The 15,891-nt window shown below is 42.6% G+C and carries 14 protein-coding genes; 12 read left to right on the forward strand and 2 right to left on the reverse strand.

Annotation, left to right across the window (positions count from 1 at the left end):
- Nucleotides 1-5 precede the first annotated feature (5 nt).
- The 5 genes from FRX45_RS04560 to FRX45_RS04580 all read left to right on the forward strand — a co-directional run bounded on the left by FRX45_RS04560 (nt 6) and on the right by FRX45_RS04580 (nt 4,828).
- Nucleotides 6-1,394, forward strand: a complete 1,389-nt coding sequence (locus tag FRX45_RS04560; RefSeq protein WP_152267218.1) for an aminopeptidase P family protein — start codon at nt 6-8, stop codon at nt 1,392-1,394.
- 83 nt (nt 1,395-1,477) lie between these two features.
- Complete coding sequence (locus FRX45_RS23775; protein WP_317163087.1) at nt 1,478-1,741, forward strand: alcohol dehydrogenase catalytic domain-containing protein; 264 nt, start codon at nt 1,478-1,480, stop codon at nt 1,739-1,741.
- Nucleotides 1,742-1,755: 14 nt separating this feature from the next.
- Nucleotides 1,756-2,706 carry an aldo/keto reductase gene (locus FRX45_RS04570; RefSeq protein WP_152267219.1) on the forward strand — a complete coding sequence of 317 codons (951 nt, stop codon included), beginning with the start codon at nt 1,756-1,758 and terminating at the stop codon, nt 2,704-2,706.
- 83 nt (nt 2,707-2,789) lie between these two features.
- The gene (locus FRX45_RS04575) at nt 2,790-3,770 is read left to right on the forward strand and encodes a sialate O-acetylesterase (protein ID WP_152267220.1); all 981 of its coding nucleotides are present in this window, start codon (nt 2,790-2,792) and stop codon (nt 3,768-3,770) included.
- Between the two features lie 152 nt (nt 3,771-3,922).
- Nucleotides 3,923-4,828, forward strand: coding sequence for a dihydrodipicolinate synthase family protein (locus tag FRX45_RS04580; protein WP_152267221.1), 906 nt, complete (start codon nt 3,923-3,925; stop codon nt 4,826-4,828).
- Nucleotides 4,829-4,882: 54 nt separating this feature from the next.
- Here FRX45_RS04580 and FRX45_RS23190 read toward each other — a convergent pair whose 3' ends face one another.
- Together FRX45_RS23190 and FRX45_RS04585 are read right to left on the reverse strand one after the other, a co-directional pair.
- On the reverse strand, nt 4,883-5,053 hold the full coding sequence (locus FRX45_RS23190) for a hypothetical protein (RefSeq protein ID WP_193311582.1): 171 nt from the start codon (nt 5,051-5,053) through the stop codon (nt 4,883-4,885).
- 168 nt (nt 5,054-5,221) lie between these two features.
- Entirely contained in the window at nt 5,222-6,097 is an 876-nt protein-coding gene (locus FRX45_RS04585) for an AraC family transcriptional regulator (RefSeq protein WP_152267222.1), read from the reverse strand.
- A 212-nt stretch (nt 6,098-6,309) separates the two neighbouring features.
- On the opposite strand from FRX45_RS04585, the gene FRX45_RS04590 reads away from it, so the two are divergent.
- From FRX45_RS04590 to FRX45_RS04620, 7 genes are read left to right on the forward strand one after another with little or no spacing between them, the layout of a single operon-like run.
- Nucleotides 6,310-7,695, forward strand: coding sequence for a sugar porter family MFS transporter (locus FRX45_RS04590; RefSeq protein ID WP_226805032.1), 1,386 nt, complete (start codon nt 6,310-6,312; stop codon nt 7,693-7,695).
- 42 nt (nt 7,696-7,737) lie between these two features.
- On the forward strand, nt 7,738-9,081 hold the full coding sequence (locus tag FRX45_RS04595; protein ID WP_152267224.1) for a hypothetical protein: 1,344 nt from the start codon (nt 7,738-7,740) through the stop codon (nt 9,079-9,081).
- Nucleotides 9,082-9,090: 9 nt separating this feature from the next.
- Complete coding sequence (locus FRX45_RS04600) at nt 9,091-10,263, forward strand: carbohydrate kinase family protein (protein WP_152267225.1); 1,173 nt, start codon at nt 9,091-9,093, stop codon at nt 10,261-10,263.
- Between the two features lie 32 nt (nt 10,264-10,295).
- Entirely contained in the window at nt 10,296-11,684 is a 1,389-nt protein-coding gene (locus FRX45_RS04605) for an aspartate aminotransferase family protein (protein WP_152267226.1), read from the forward strand.
- 49 nt (nt 11,685-11,733) lie between these two features.
- Nucleotides 11,734-13,179 carry an F-BAR domain-containing protein gene (locus tag FRX45_RS04610; protein ID WP_152267227.1) on the forward strand — a complete coding sequence of 482 codons (1,446 nt, stop codon included), beginning with the start codon at nt 11,734-11,736 and terminating at the stop codon, nt 13,177-13,179.
- A gap of 59 nt (nt 13,180-13,238) precedes the next feature.
- On the forward strand, nt 13,239-14,069 hold the full coding sequence (locus tag FRX45_RS04615; protein WP_152267228.1) for a class I fructose-bisphosphate aldolase: 831 nt from the start codon (nt 13,239-13,241) through the stop codon (nt 14,067-14,069).
- A gap of 36 nt (nt 14,070-14,105) precedes the next feature.
- Nucleotides 14,106-15,866 (forward strand): beta-N-acetylhexosaminidase family protein, encoded by a 1,761-nt coding sequence (locus FRX45_RS04620; protein ID WP_152267229.1) that lies wholly within the window; start codon nt 14,106-14,108, stop codon nt 15,864-15,866.
- Nucleotides 15,867-15,891: the final 25 nt, after the last annotated feature.

Genomic DNA, 15,891 nt, shown 5'->3' on the forward strand with positions numbered 1-15,891 from the left:
CGCCAATGTTCAGCAAACATATTTATTCGCAACGCAGGCAACAATTAAAAAAAACTGTAGACAAGGGAATAATACTGCTGTTAGGAAATGAAGAGAGCAGCATGAATTATAAAGACAATCTTTATCCATTCCGGCAAGACAGCACTTTCCTGTATTTTTTTGGAATAGACCGGCCTTCTCTAATGGCGATAATTGATATAGAAAACAATAGTGAAATACTTTTCGGAGACAATTTAACGACCGAGCAAATGGTGTGGACAGGATTCCAGGAGCCGCTCGAATTGCTGGCTGAAAAAACAGGTGTTGCGCAGGTAAAAAGACTGCATGAAATTGAAGGAGTAATAAAAAACGCACAGTCCCAAAACAGGCGCATTCATTTTTTGCCTCCTTACCGTCCGGAGCAAATCGACACATTGCATTCGCTGCTGGGTATTATGCCAGGCGCATTGCAAAACAGGATTTCTGTCAGTCTTATTAAGGCAATCGTAGCGCAGAGAGCAGTTAAAGCGCCGGAAGAAATTGAAGAAATCACCAAGGCCGTAAATACAACGGTTCGTATGCAGCTTGCCGCCATTACAATGGCAGAGAAAGGAATGACGGAAGCGCTAATTGCAGGAAGCATTCACAATATTGCCATTGCCGAAGGAGGTAATCTTTCTTTTCCTTCCATTCTTACTATTAACGGGCAAATTTTACATATTGGTTACAGCCAGGCAACGTTGCAAAATGGCCACCTTGTTTTGTGTGACTGCGGAGCAGAAACTGCAATGCATTATGCGGGTGACCTTACCCGTACTTTTCCCGTGAGTGGCAGATTCACCTCTATGCAAAAAGATATTTATGATATTGTTTTAGCAGCGCACCAATCTGCCGCAGACATGCTTAAGCCGGGCATATTGTATCGCGACGTTCATCTCTTTGCCTGTGAAAAACTAACGGAAGGCCTGAAGCAACTCGGATTGATGAAGGGAGATGTGAAGGAAGCTGTTGCACAAGGTGCGCATGCGTTGTTTTTTCCTTGTGGGTTGGGGCACATGTTGGGACTGGACACACATGATATGGAAAACCTTGGAGAAAAATATGTGGGATATAACGATGATATCATTCAAAGCACGCAATTCGGGTTAAAATCGTTGCGCCTGGGAAGAGCGCTGGAAGAAGGCTTTGTTATTACGGTAGAGCCAGGTCTTTATTTCAACCCGCAGTTGATAGATGAATGGGCAGCAGAAAAAAGATGCAATATTTTTATTCAATACGACAAATTAAATTCTTATAAGAACGCAGGAGGTATACGGATTGAAGAAGATTTCCTGATCACAAAAAACGGATCTCTATTATTAGGGGATCCATTGCCAAAAACGGCAAAAGAAATTGAAATAGTAAGAGCATCATAAAAGGATGGCGAAGCTGCTGGCAAACAGATGATACACTATTTAGCTTTTTAACGCCTAAGGGTAAACTCAAAATATGAAAACGATTGTTTTTGAATGAGCCGGGTCACCTGGCAGAAAAAGACGCGCCATTTCCTCCCGGACTGGGAGAAAATGAAGTGTTATTAAAAGTGAGATGTCCGGGCATCTGCGGAACAGACCTGCATGCTTATAAAGGGCGCCAACCGTTCTTCACTTATCCGCGCATCCTGGGGCATGAGATCGCTGTACAAAAATATTTTGACAGCTTTTCAAGGGAAGAGCAGGATAATTTTTTTAGACTGAATGCACAACGATTTTATCGCTTGTAAATAATGATATCAGCATGAAACTGACACCAACATATAAAGCGGCTGTTCATACCAGTGATTTTCCTGGTTATGGAAGCAGGCTGGTTTGTGGCACATCAGGCCTGGGAGGTGTTTGGGGTAAGGTGGATGAGCAGGAAAGTATTGATTGCATGCTGTATGCGCTTGAAAACGACATATCCTGTTTTGACACTTCACCGTCTTACGGAAATGCAGAAGCGTATCTTGGGAAAGCGCTGGCAAAATGGAAAAATGAAAAACCATATATAAGCACAAAAGTTGGTCGACTGAAGGCGGATACCGCCTTTGATGTAAAACTGGATTATTCTCCTGTGGCAATGCGTGACAGCCTGATGACGAGTCTTGATCTGTTAGGTCTTGAGCGGGTCGACCTCTTATTTTTACACGAACCTCAGTGGGTGCCACTGGACAAAATACACGAAATTCTTGATACGCTTCTTTTCTTCAAAGAAGAAGGGTATACAGCCATGTTAGGCATTGGTGGTAATCCCACCATCTCATTTCAACCTTATATAAATAGTAAATATTTCCAGGTTATTTCAAGCTTTACCAAGATGGACGCCTGTAATCTTTCCGCTTTTACAGAAATATTGCCTGTTACAACGCAGCAGCATATTGCTTTTTATGCAGCGTCATCATTGCATTTTGGGCTTTTGGGAAACCGGTTTGAACAATTTGTAGCTAACGGCAACAAAGGTTATGAAGACAATATATCGTTACAAGATATTGAAAATGCGGTGCTCGTTAATACGTATGCAGAAAAATCCGGAATGCCGTTGGCAGAAATGGCCCAACGATATCTTTTTTCCATTGCCGAAGCAAGCCGGGTAGTAATGGGAGCCGGGAAATGGGATCAGATGACCGATACAATAGCATACTGGAAAGCTGGAGCGCTTTCTGAAAAAATGTTTGATGAAATAACGGAGATCATTGTGAAGGATACATAAATTTTTTTTCGGCAGATCATAAGCGCGAACATATTGGGCAGTGAGCATGATATTAACAGACGATACTATAATAGTTATTATACATGAACAGGAAATCAGCTTATCATTATTGCCACATTGCTGAAGTGACCTGTGCAATCTTTTTCTCCACCGGTTTGTTTGCCCAACAACCCGTAAAAGTATTTATTCTCGCCGGTCAATCCAATATGGAGGGACATGGAGAAATATATGCGGGCGCGAACCAACGTCCTGTCGGTACATTGGCATATGAAGTAAAACATGATTCAACAGGAATATATAAAAACATCGTTGACAGTAAAGGAAACTGGAAAGTTCATAAAGATGTATGGGTGAGGTACAAGAGGGAGGAGAACAAACTGAAGAAAGGTGAACTGACTGTTGGATATGGAAGTTCTGATACGGAAATCGGTCCTGAATTTCAATTTGGAAATATCGTTCGCGATTATTTTTCCAATCAGGTGTTGCTTATTAAAACAGCGTGGGGAGGCAAGAGTTTGGGTGTGGATTTTCGCCCTCCCGGCTCAGGCGGAACAACAGGTTTTTTTTATAAAAAAATGATTGAAGAAATACAGACGGCATTAAATAACCTGCCGGCTGAATTCAGTTCTTATAAAGGCCGGGGGTATGAGATCGCAGGTTTTGTGTGGAACCAGGGCTGGAATGACGCCGGGGATTCTGCTTTGTATAAGCAATATAAGATCAATATGGTGCATTTTATAAAAGATGTTCGCCATGATCTTCATGTACCTTACCTGCCATTTGTTATCATCAACAGCGGTCAGGGTGGGTTGCAACCGGCAAAGGATAAATGGATGCGAAATGTTCAAACACATATCGCAGAAGCCCAGCGTGAGGCAGCCGGCAGCCCTGAGTTTTCCGGCAATGTACTGTTAGTCAATAGCCAGCCTTTCTGGAAAGACAGTTCCGAATCGCCGGCAACTGAAATACATCATTACAACCGCAATGCAGGAACTTATTTCAGGATGGGAAATGCTGCAGGACTTGCTATGATACAATTATTGAAGAGTAAGCTTAATGAATAAACGTCTGTTTAAGAAAACTTAATAAAAATAGCCATTAGCAGTTGACAATGGTATATGAAAAAAATAGGTTAATAATTGTAAAAAGGCGGGTATTTGCGGATTATCTTATTAGACAGTTGTAATTATTTTTGAACATAAATAAATTTTGGGTTATGAATACTGTAAAGTGGGAGGGTATTTATTCGGCATTGCTTACGCCATTTGATAACGCTGACGGGGTTGACTTTGAACTTTTTGAAAAAAACATGCATGCACAGGTGGAAGCAGGTATTGATGGACTGGTGTTAGGAGGATCCCTTGGTGAGGCAAGTACGCTGAGCTTTGAAGAAAAAAACGAGTTGGTGATCTGTGCCAAAAAGTTTGCAAAAAATAAACTGCCGGTTATTCTGAATATTGCAGAACAGTCAACTCGTGAAGCTATAAAAGCAGCACAAAATGCGGAGCGAAATGGTGCAGATGGTTTAATGGTGCTGCCTCCGATGCGCTATAAAGCAGATGAAGCGGAAACTCTTGAATACTTCAAAACCATTGCTACGAATACGTCCTTACCGATAATGCTTTATAATAATCCGCACGATTATAAAATTGAAATTACTCTGAACATGTTCGAACAACTGGGAAAAATTCCCACGGTTCAGGCAGTAAAAGAATCAACCCGGGATGTAAGCAATGTAACCAGGTTGAAGAATAGCTTTAACGACAGGTTTAAAATTCTTTGTGGTGTAGATACGCTTGCACTAGAGGAATTGGTACTTGGCGCTGATGGATGGGTTGGCGGGCTGGTAGATGCTTTTCCAGCAGAAACGGTAGCGATCTACAGATTATTAAAAGCTGGTAAATACCAGGAGGCATTGAAGATTTACCGGTGGTTCTTACCACTTCTTGAACTGGATATACATCCAAAATTCGCCCAGTATATAAAACTGGCAGCCTTGCAAACCGGCTTAGGCAGTGAATGTGTGAGAGCGCCACGCCTGAAGTTGGAAGGGGCTGAAAGAGAAAAAATTCTTGCTGTAATAAACGGTGCTATTGCAGCAAGACCGAAAATAACCTGGTAATATACGCTCTAATTCAGAATGGGCTAACCTGATCGGATTGTAGCAACAATAAACCTACTGCATAGTCATTAACGATGAAGTCTTGGCAGCGATGGCGTTGGCTGCTTCTGATACTTTTTTTAAATACTTTTCGGCTGCTATAGTATAAACTTTGCTTCCTCTTCCTCTTATCATCTTCCCGTAAGGCTGAGCAAAGGGTCTTACGGTTATTTCGGGTGCCATCATAGATTAGATTTAGTGATTTTAACTTTATTAAACATTTCAAATGAAACAATACCACTACGCTGGCCTGGTAGAATATAATAGAGTATGTTTTATTATAAGCATTATAAACCCGTTGAGCGATTGGTTATCTTTAATTAAGGAACCTTTCAATCTTCCCTTATTTCGGCGCTAATAGAGGTTTTTAATATACTTTTTAGCATATTCTTTTGCAGTTAAGCCTGTTATTAATTTGAATTGCCGGTTGAAATGAGATATATTGTTATAACCCGTTTCATAACATATTTCAGTAATGGTCATTTCATTTTTGACCAATAATTTGCATGCATTAAGGACTCTGACTTCGTTTAATAATTGAGAGAATGTTTTATTGGTTCTTGATTTAAAATAGCGACAGAAAGAAGATACGGTAAGATTGGAAAGACTGGCTATTTCTTCCACTTTAATATCATTGGCATAGTGCTGCATAATGTAATTCATGACCACATTAATTCGCTCTGTATCCGATGTATTAACGGAACTAATATAGCCACTGCTGGAAAGAAGCTCAACGTCTTCCGTTTGTGCTATGGCATCTAATGTTCTTAAAAACAGTATCAGGCGCTCAATCCCGGATGCCGCTACAACATCTTTTACCAGTCCTGAAATTTTACGATGGTCTTTTCCTTTTATTAAAACGCCCTGTTGCCCTTTGGTAAACAATTTTTTGATATGTGCGCATTCCGGCAGATCAAAAAAGCCATTGGCCAGAACGTCTTCCTTAAAATGAATCACATACACATCTACAAACAGATCCTTATTATCCTGGTAAAAGTCGCGGTCGTTTTTCCATACATGTGGTAAGTTGGATCCTATAAACATCAGGTCGCCGTTAGTGAAATTACCAATATGATTTCCCATAAAACGGATGCCATAGCTCTTCTCCACAAATATGATTTCATATTCCGGGTGATAATGCCACGGATAGTCCATGTAGGGCGTAATTTCCCGCTTCGCCGCTATGGAAGATGCGTAGTGCGCGGGGATTTTCTCCAGCTTGGGCTGCATATAATGCGTTTGTATTGTTAATAAAATTGCATAATAGTAATTTTTTATGATAAAATAGTGTTATAAACGGAAATGACTACATAGTGTTATAACTGGATAAGAGAGTAGTATGCCAGTCCAGGTAATGATAATAATTTCGGTCTGAAAAATGAACAGTTGGTGTCCTCTTATTTTAATAATGCGTATATAGAAAACGCGAAGGCAATTTGAAAATGGAATTACAGAACAGTTCTAAAAAAAGAAACCGGTATATATTCGGCGTTACCCTTGTAGCTTCTGTTGGCGGGTTCCTGTTTGGTTTTGACCTGGTAATTATTGCAGGCGCATTGCCCTTTCTGGAAACGGACTTTCAGCTTACCCCCGCTTTAAAGGGTTTTGCTGTAAGCAGCGCTATACTGGGCGCAATTGCCGGTCCTTTGTTTGGATTATGGTTTACCGACCGGATTGGCAGAAAGAAAACCATGCTGGTAGCTGCTATCTTCTTCATGATCTCCACTGTAGGCTGTGCATTTGCAGCGGGCATCTGGGATTTTGGATTGTGGCGCTTTATGGGCGGTGTGGGTATAGGGCTCGCTATGATGTCATCACCCATTTATATAGCAGAGCTATCGCCACCGCATAAGCGCGGTGTGCTGGTAAATGTTAACCAGCTTTCTAACGTAATTGGTATTAACCTGGCGGTTATTGCCAGCTATTTTTTTTCCTTTGATGGCTGGGGCTGGCGGTGGATGTTTGCTTCGCAGGCGGTACCCGTAATATTTTTAATGATTGGTTTATTGCTGATACCGGAAAGTCCCAGGTGGCTTGCTGCTAATAACCGGATGGCAGAAGCGCTCAAAATACTTACTAAAATCAATAGTCCTGAAACGGCAAAAACAGAGCTGGAAACGATACAACACTCGCTGGGCACTGAAACCGGGCAGTTTGGAGAACTGTTGAAACCGGGTATACGACGGGCGCTTCTTATTGGAATTATTATCATGATATTCTCACAGATCAATGGTGTGAATATGATGTTGCTGTATGCGCCCAGCATATTAGCGGAAGCCGGCGTTACAGTGGGTTCTCACGCCATACTGAGTTCCATACCCGTGTATGTATTTATTTTTGTTTGCACCATCGCGGCATTTGGCTTAATAAAGCGCTACAGCAGGCGGGCACTTTTAATTAGCAGTGTATGTTTGATGTCAGTTGCCCATTTGGTAATGGCGCTAAACCTGTTTCAGCAATGGCCACCGATATTTACCTTAATACCCATGCTTATGGGGACGGGTGCTTTTACATTAGGACTGGCTCCTTTAAGCTGGATTATTGTGGCGGAAATATTTCCCAATCGCGTCAGGGGTAAAGCCCTGGCAGTGGTATGTTTCTTCCTGTATGCATCATCATTCGTAACTGCACAGTTTTTCCCTGTATTAACGCACTGGTTCACCGGGCAGTTTAATAATGCTGCCGGGGTATATATCATTTTTGCAATAATCTGCGCTGCCTGTGCCATTTTTTCGTGGAAGGCAGTACCGGAAACCAAAGGAATTGGTTTGGAAAGCATAACAGCTTTCTGGAAAAGAAAGGAGAAGGATCATGGCATCAATCAGTAAGATTGAACAGGATTTATTTTTATATACTTAAACAGAATTGGAATGAAAGCAGGTTTTGTAGGATTTGGAGAGATTAATTCTCCACCTGAATTAATTAAAGAGAAATGCAGAATAGCCGCCGAGGAAATAGAATCGCTTGGCATTGAATTGGTAACCACGGCCCCCGTTACAGATGACGAAGCCGGCAAGGATGTAGCCCGCGCGCTGGAAGATTTGGACCGTGATAATTTTGATGTGCTCATTATTTGCCTGGCAGGATGGATTCCCTCTCATGCTGTAATTGCAATAACAAGCCGGTATAAACATAAACCTATGATATTATGGGGGCTTGCAGGCGATATCGAAAACGGGCGCATCGTTACTACCGCGGCGCAGGCAGGTACTACAGCGCTGAGAAAAGTATTGGCAGACCTGGGTTACAGGTTCAGGTATGTATATAATATCATTGGCAGGCCATCGCCGCTTTCTAAGATATTAAGCTTTGTATCTGCTGCTTCGGCCGAAAGATCAGTAGCGCATACCAAAGTAGGCATGATGGGATTCAGGGATATGAAACTTTATAATACCATTTACGAAGGAATATCGCTTAAAAGAGACTTTGGGATTGAGGTAGAATTTTTTGAGATGCTCGAAATGCTGCAGGAAAGTGAAAGAATTGAAGACGCGGCTATTGAACCCCTTCTCACGAAAATAAAAGCCGCATGGGATTTTGAAAAACCTGCTGACGATAGCTTTCTGCGCAAGGGCATACAATATTACCTGGCCATTTTAAAAATAGCGAAAAGTAATCGTTTTGATGCTGTTTCACTAAAGGATGTGGACGGCATGAAGAAAATATTACACTTTCCTCCCGCGCTTATATTTATGCTTTTATCTGATGAAGGAGGCTTGTGTACCATACCCGAAAATGATGTGATGGGAGCGGTTACCCAAATCATCGTTAAACATTTAACCGGCCAATGCGGAGCCTATTTTGAGTTTTATGAATTTTTCGAAAACAGCGTTTTAATGGGTGTGCCGGACTATGTGCCTGCGGAGGTGGTAGAAGGAAGCGTGAAGGTAACGCAGTCTGCTTTCGGGGGCATTAGCGGCGGTTTGCTGAATGTTTCTGAGGTAAAGGCAGGACGGGTTACCCTTGCAAGGTTGTCAAATACGGGAGATCGGTATAGCCTGCACATGGTTACCGGAACAGCTAAGCCCAGGGCATGGGAAGAAGCGGGCTGGGAGCAGCCGGCGCCACAACTACCCAGTTTTGAAATAACGCTGGATACGCCGGTAGAAGGATTTGCAGAAAATATTTCAGGGCAGCACTATATAATAGCCTATGGCGACCACCTACAGTTATTAAAAGATTTCTGCTATTTGAAAAATATAAATGTGATATAAAACACTGCTATGAAAAAATACGATGCAGTAATAGCGGGATATGTTTGTGTTGACCTTATTCCGGCGTTTAAAAAAAATATTTCAGTAACGGATGTATACGATGTATTGAAACCCGGCAAGCTGGTGGAAATAGACGGACTCGAATCAACGCTGGGCGGTGTGGTAGCCAATACAGGCATGGCTATGAAAAAATTCTCAAAAAAGGTTTTTTTGAATGGTCTCATCGGTACAGATTTTATCGGAAAAATTGCCAGGGAGTCGCTCGACAAGTATAAGCTTTCTGAAGGGATCCGTACCATAACGGAGAAAGGAACGGCTTTTGGATTGGTGATAGCCCCGCCGGGCGTAGACCGCATATTCCTGGAATCACCGGGATGCAGCGAACTTTTTGATGTGCAGCATATCAATTATGATGCCATCGCGGATAGCAGGCTGTTTCATTTCGGGTATCCGCCACTGTTACAAAAATTTTACCGGCAAAAAGGGAAGCAGTTAACCGAGTTGTTTCGCAAAGTAGATGCGATGAATGTGGTAACCTCTCTTGATTTTAGCCTGCCGGATGCGGAGAGCGAATCGGGAAACGTAAACTGGGCGGAAGTGCTCAGGCAAACCCTGCCTTACACAGACATATTTGTTCCCAGCCTGGAAGAGGCATTGAAAATGGTTTTTCCATATGAATATGCCCGGTTGGAAGCTTCAGATGATGCGGGTGATATGATTGATAAAGTTCCCCTGGATTTGATAAAAGAGCTGGGTGAAACCCTGGTAGCATACGGGGCAAATATCGTTTTAATAAAAGCGGCTCACCGCGGATTGTATTTATGGACGCGTGAAGTAAACTCTGTAAATAATAAAAAAACAGTGCACCTGCAGGAGCAGCAATGGAATCACCGCCAGCTTTGGTGCAACGCTTATCATGTGGAGGAAGAAAAAGTGAAAAATGCTTCCGGTGCAGGCGATACTTCTGCAGGCGCTTTCCTGGCGGCAATATTGGATGGCGAGTCCCCTGATACTGCCATGAAATTTGCGGCAATAGCAGGCAGAAACAATTTGTATTGCAATGACATTTATGCGGAGCTGAACGATTGGGAAACCATGATGGCGGAAATGAACGATGAACCGAATGCGGTATTGAACGTTTGCGATCTGGTTACCAGTTCTGAAACAGAGGATAACAGTTGAATATTGTTTTACTTAAAATAATGTAAGCGCACATGAATAATTTACAAGCTACAGGTAAAGATTGGTGGCGGGCGGCAGCGGCAGGCATTCCGCATTTGATTACAGAAACCCCGGGGCCGCGTTCAAAACAGATGCATGCCAATACCGCAAAATACATGAAGGGACTCAGCTCACAGGTGAAGCTGTTCCCGGTATGTTTTGAAGAAGGTTCGGGTATAACATTAACAGATGTGGATGGCAACAAGTATCTTGACTTTTCCTCAGGTATTTATGTTACTTCATTGGGTCATTGTCATCCCAAAATATCTGAAGCCATTGCTTACTGGGCAGGGAAATTAATGAACGCCCATGATTTTACTACGCCTGTAAAAGAAAAGCTGATGGAAAAAATGGCATCCATTTTACCGGGCAAATTAAACGCGGTTCAATTGTATTCAGACGGTACAACAGCAGTTGAGGCGGCTATTCGCGCAGCCAGGGCTATCAGCAATAAGCACGAATTTATTTCTGCCTATAGAGATTTTCATGGCAAAAGCATGAGCGCAGTAAGCTGTGCGCAGATGTACCGGAGCGAAACATTTAGTTACGGTCCTTCAAGAGCCCCCGGATTTTATATGGTGCCCCGTCCTGACCCCTATCGTCCGTTGTGGGAAAAGGCAGACGGCACTATTGATACCGATGCCTATATACGCTTTTATGAAAATTTTATTAAGGAAGGTACGGTGGGGAATGTGGCGGCATTTGTGCTGGAACCGGCACAGGGTTGGGCTGGCAGTATTTTTCCACCGGATGATTTTTTCCCTAAACTGAAAACTTTATGCGAAAAACACGATATACTCCTGTATGATGACGAAGTATTGGCGGGGATGGGACGTACAGGGGAATGGCTCACTTTAAATCATTGGGGGGTTATTCCGGATATTGTCACTTTCGGAAAATCATTTGGCAATGGTTTCCCTGTTACGGCTATGGTGGTGAGCGAAGAGAACGGGGAAGCGCTTGAAAAAATTTCTGCCTCTTCCAGCTATGGCGGAAATCCAATGGCCTGCGCAGCGGCTCTGGCGTCCATAGAAGTAATAGAAGAAGAAAACCTGCTGGAGCATGTTAAAACAGTGGGCGCCTTTTTTATGAAAAGAATGGAGCAAATGAAATCGGATCATCCCATTATTGGGGATGTGAAAGGAAAAGGATTTTTATTGGGAATAGAACTGGTAAAAGATAAAAAAACAAAGGAACCTTTTCCGGAAGCAGGAGTAGCTGTTTACCAGAAAGCATTCAGGAAAGGATTGGCATGGATACCTGCGGGACATATTCTGCGGATGTCTCCGCCATTAATAATGGATGAAAAATATGCAGCAATGGGAATGAACATTATTGAAGATGCCATTACTGAAACAGAAAAAGAATTTGGATACAGGTAAGAGAAAAAAAATTTCCATATTTCCCCGGATAAGTAATTAAACATTTTGTATGAACACACAAAATAACGTGGCGGATGCGAAATTACGCATAGGTTGGGCAACGGAAGATATAACCCCTTCCGGCCCGGTATCTCTGTACGGTCAGTATTATGAAAGAATATCGTTGCATGTGCAAAGCGCATTAACGGTTACGGCCTGCGCTATTGAAAAAAAAGATACAGCAGGCAATGCGGAGCAGGCTATTACGGTATCCATGGACGTTATTTACGCCTTAAAGGAAGTGCAGGATGCCGTAAGGGAACGTATTAAAGACGAACTTCCGGATTTTGATGTACGCAAACTTTTTTTAAATGCCACGCATACCCATTCTGCACCTTATCCTGAAGTGGCAGGCACATTTGGCCAATTGTTGCTGGATGGTATTTGCAAAGCAGCGATAACTGCCTGGCTGAATAAAAAGCCTGCTGCCGTTAGTACAGCATTCGGCTATGCTGTAATTGGCCATAATCGCCGTGTAATGTATACTGATGGCACTGCAGAGATGTATGGACGAACAGACCGGGAAGATTTTTTAGGGATAGAAGGGCCAACCGATCCCGGAATTGATTTGTTGTTTACCTGGGATATGGATAAACAATTAACCGGTGTTTTCATCAATGTTTCGTGTCCGGCGCAGGTTACGGAATCAAAGTACTATGTGTCTTCAGATTTTTGGAGCGAGGTGCGAAAGCAGGTGGCAGCAAGATTTGGAAAAAATGTCTTCATCTTACCGCAATGTGGTGCGGCAGGTGATATTGCTCCGCGCGATTTAACTACACGCTACAGGGCCGGCGAACCGGATATGTGGGATGTGCCTGGTATTATAGAAATAGGAAAAAGAATTGACCAGGTAATAGGCAACGCGTATGCTGCTGCGCTGGATAATAGCACTACGGATATTGTATTCCGGCATGAAGTGAAAAATATTCAGATTCCTACACGCATGATCAGTGAGGAGGAATATGCCCGGTCACTTAAGATCGTAAACACCATTAAAGCCAAAGAGCCTGCTGATCCCGCATCTACGCATACGGCATGGAACCGTTTTTTACAGGAGATGAAAGAAAATGAGCAAACACAGCCTTACGGACCATGGGATAGCAAGACCTCCGATTACGGCTGGTTGCGGCCCATGGAGATAGTAGTGCAGCAGTACGAAGACGGGAACAGACCTGCAACCTATGCCTATGAATTGCATGTGTTGCGCATACATGATGTAGTAATGGCAACCAACCCCTTTGAACTTTTTGTGGATTATGGATTTGCCATTACCGCAAGAAGTAAGGCAAAGCAAACATTTATTGTACAGTTTTCCGGCGATTCTGGTGGATACCTGCCCACGCAAAGGGCGCTGGATGGGGGAGGATATAGTGCCATGGCTAATAATGTGGGACCTGCCGGAGGCAAAGTACTGGTTGAAGAAACCATTGCCCTGATAAATTCAATGTGGCAATAAATCCATCTAATAAATAGTTTGACAGCATCTTAAAATAAATCATTACAATATCAGGAATAATGAAATCATTCAGGCTTAACAGGTTATTCAACCCGGTATCAAAAAAATGTTTTGATGTGGCGGTGGATCATGGTTTTTTTAATGAATACCAGTTCCTGGAAGGAATTGAAAATATCCGTTCGGCCATTGAAATGGTAGTGCAGGCATCGCCGGATGCCATACAACTCACCGCGGGACAGGCAAAGTATCTGCAGCAAATTCCGGGAAAACAAAAACCCGCGTTGGTACTAAGAACCGATGTGGCCAATGTATACGGCGCTTCCCTTACTACGGGTTCATTTAGTAAAATGATAGAACAGGCTGCCCTGCAGGCTGTTCGGCTGGATGCCGCATGTATGTGCATCAATCTCTTTTCTATTCCCGGTGCGCCGGAAGTAACCGGCCAGTGTATTGATAATATCATTCGCCTTAAGCTGGAATCAGAACATTACCAGGTGCCGCTCATGATTGAGCCGCTTGTGTTCAGACCCAATAGTGATAAAGGCGGGTATATGGTTGATGGAGACATTAAAAAAATTATTTCGCTGGTACGGCAGGCGGTAGAGCTGGGCGCTGATATTATTAAAGCTGATCCCTGCACTAATGTGGAAGCGTATCACCAGGTGATAGAAGTGGCGGGAGACATTCCTGTGCTGGTAAGGGGTGGTGGCAAAACCGCCGATGAAGAAATTATAAAAAGAACAGCCATGTTAATGCAGCAGGGCGCTTCAGGTATTGTATATGGCAGAAATATTATCCAGCATAAGCATCCTGCACATATTACGCGTTTGCTCATGGATATTGTACATGGTGAAGCCACGCTGGAAGACACCCTTGCTAAAATTCAATAAGAGCAGGGATTATTTGTAATGCAAAAAATGACAGACATGACATCTTTTTACAAAAACCAGTGGTTGATATGCTGTTTTTTGATTAGCATGCTAACAGCACTGTCTTGTACTAACACAAAAAACCGTACGCTCAATAAGCCCGTAAAGCATATATATGTGCAGTCGGTTGAATTTTCTTCACCGGCAGTGAATAAAATTGAGCAGGTATTTGTGGAAAGATTAGAAGATAGAGGAATTAAGCGGGTACCCAAAAGTAATGCGTCTGAAATTACAGTGGTTTTAGCCATAAATAATGATATCGGTAAAGAAGGTTTTACTATTGAGGATGGAAAAAATGGAAGTATAATAATTACAGGAAATGATGAAAGAGGCTTATTGTATGGTATAGGCAAATTTTTAAGAACTGCCGGTTATACCGATGAAGGTTTCACCGTAGGTACGTGGCGGGGAAAGAGCGTTCCTGATAAAGAGCTGAGAGGAATTTACTGGGCTACTCATTTTTACAATTACTATCAAACCGCGCCCGTTGCAGAACTTCAAAAATATGTAGAGGATCTGGGTTTGTGGGGATATAATAACATTAAGATTTGGTATGATATGCACCACTTCAAATCTTATGATGATCCTGTGGCTGTACGTTTCAGGGAAAGAATAGCCCATATTTTACAGGCAGCCAAAAATATAGGTATGGATGTTTCTTTTACCCTGGTTGCTAATGAGGCTTACGCGGAAAGCCCGAAACATTTAAGAGCTTTACCTGGGAGAGAAAGAGGAGCAGTTTACCCGGAAGACATTTGCCCCCATAAGCCCGGTGGGCTGGAATATATTTTAAAAGTTAGAGAAGCATTTTTTGATTGGTGCAAACCCTTCAATCCTTCATACATCACCATATGGCCATACGACCCGGGTGGTTGTGCTACTTCCGATTGTCAGCCCTGGGGCAGCAATGGTTTTATGAAAGCTTCAGAAGCAGTTGCCCAACTGGCTTCAACAATAATACCCCAAACTAAGGTAATATTATCTACCTGGATGATGGACAGCACAGAATGGAAAAATGTAATGCAGCAAATGCCTGCAGCAGGTAGCTGGGTAAACACCATAATGGCCGAAAAAATAAATGATACTTATAAGGGTTTTTTTACAAAAGTTCCCGGAAACATTCCGGCTATAGGATTTCCTGAAATAAGCATGGATGGTATGTTTCCATGGGGCGGTTTTGGTGCCAATCCAACGCCTGAGAAATTAGCGGAGCAGTGGAGCAAAGTGAGTAATTTTTCAGCAGGCGGATTTCCCTATTCCGAAGGTATTTTTGAAGATATTAACAAGGCAGTATATGCGCAGTTGTATTGGAATGATAAGGTGGGTGTTGATGATATATTAAAAGAATATACACGGTACGAGTTGGGGATAGCGCATACGGGCAGCATATTAAAAGTAATACATACATTGGAGCAAAACCATCATATGCGCTGGTGGCCGGGGAAGCTGGAAGGTGTAAAACTGCAATTAGACTGGTTTCCTTCAAAAAATGTAAAGCCCCAGCCTGATCCGGGAGCTGAAGATGCTTATGAAATAGTGAAAAAATCAAATGAAACCATGTCTGTTTGGGCAAAATCTTCATGGCGGTGGCGTATCCTTTTTATCAGAACAATGCTTGATGCTGAACTTAAAGCCAATGGAGGGTCTCCTAATGAAAAATGTTATGAAGGATTTTATGAGCTGTTGAAGTTATATCATTGCACGGAGCAAACAGACCCTGTAGTTAAACCTCCGCTTCCGGCAGCAGGAAATAAATAATCCATAATGTATTGATGATATTATT

The organism is Agriterribacter humi, from assembly GCF_009192765.1.
Lineage (GTDB): Bacteria > Bacteroidota > Bacteroidia > Chitinophagales > Chitinophagaceae > Agriterribacter > Agriterribacter humi.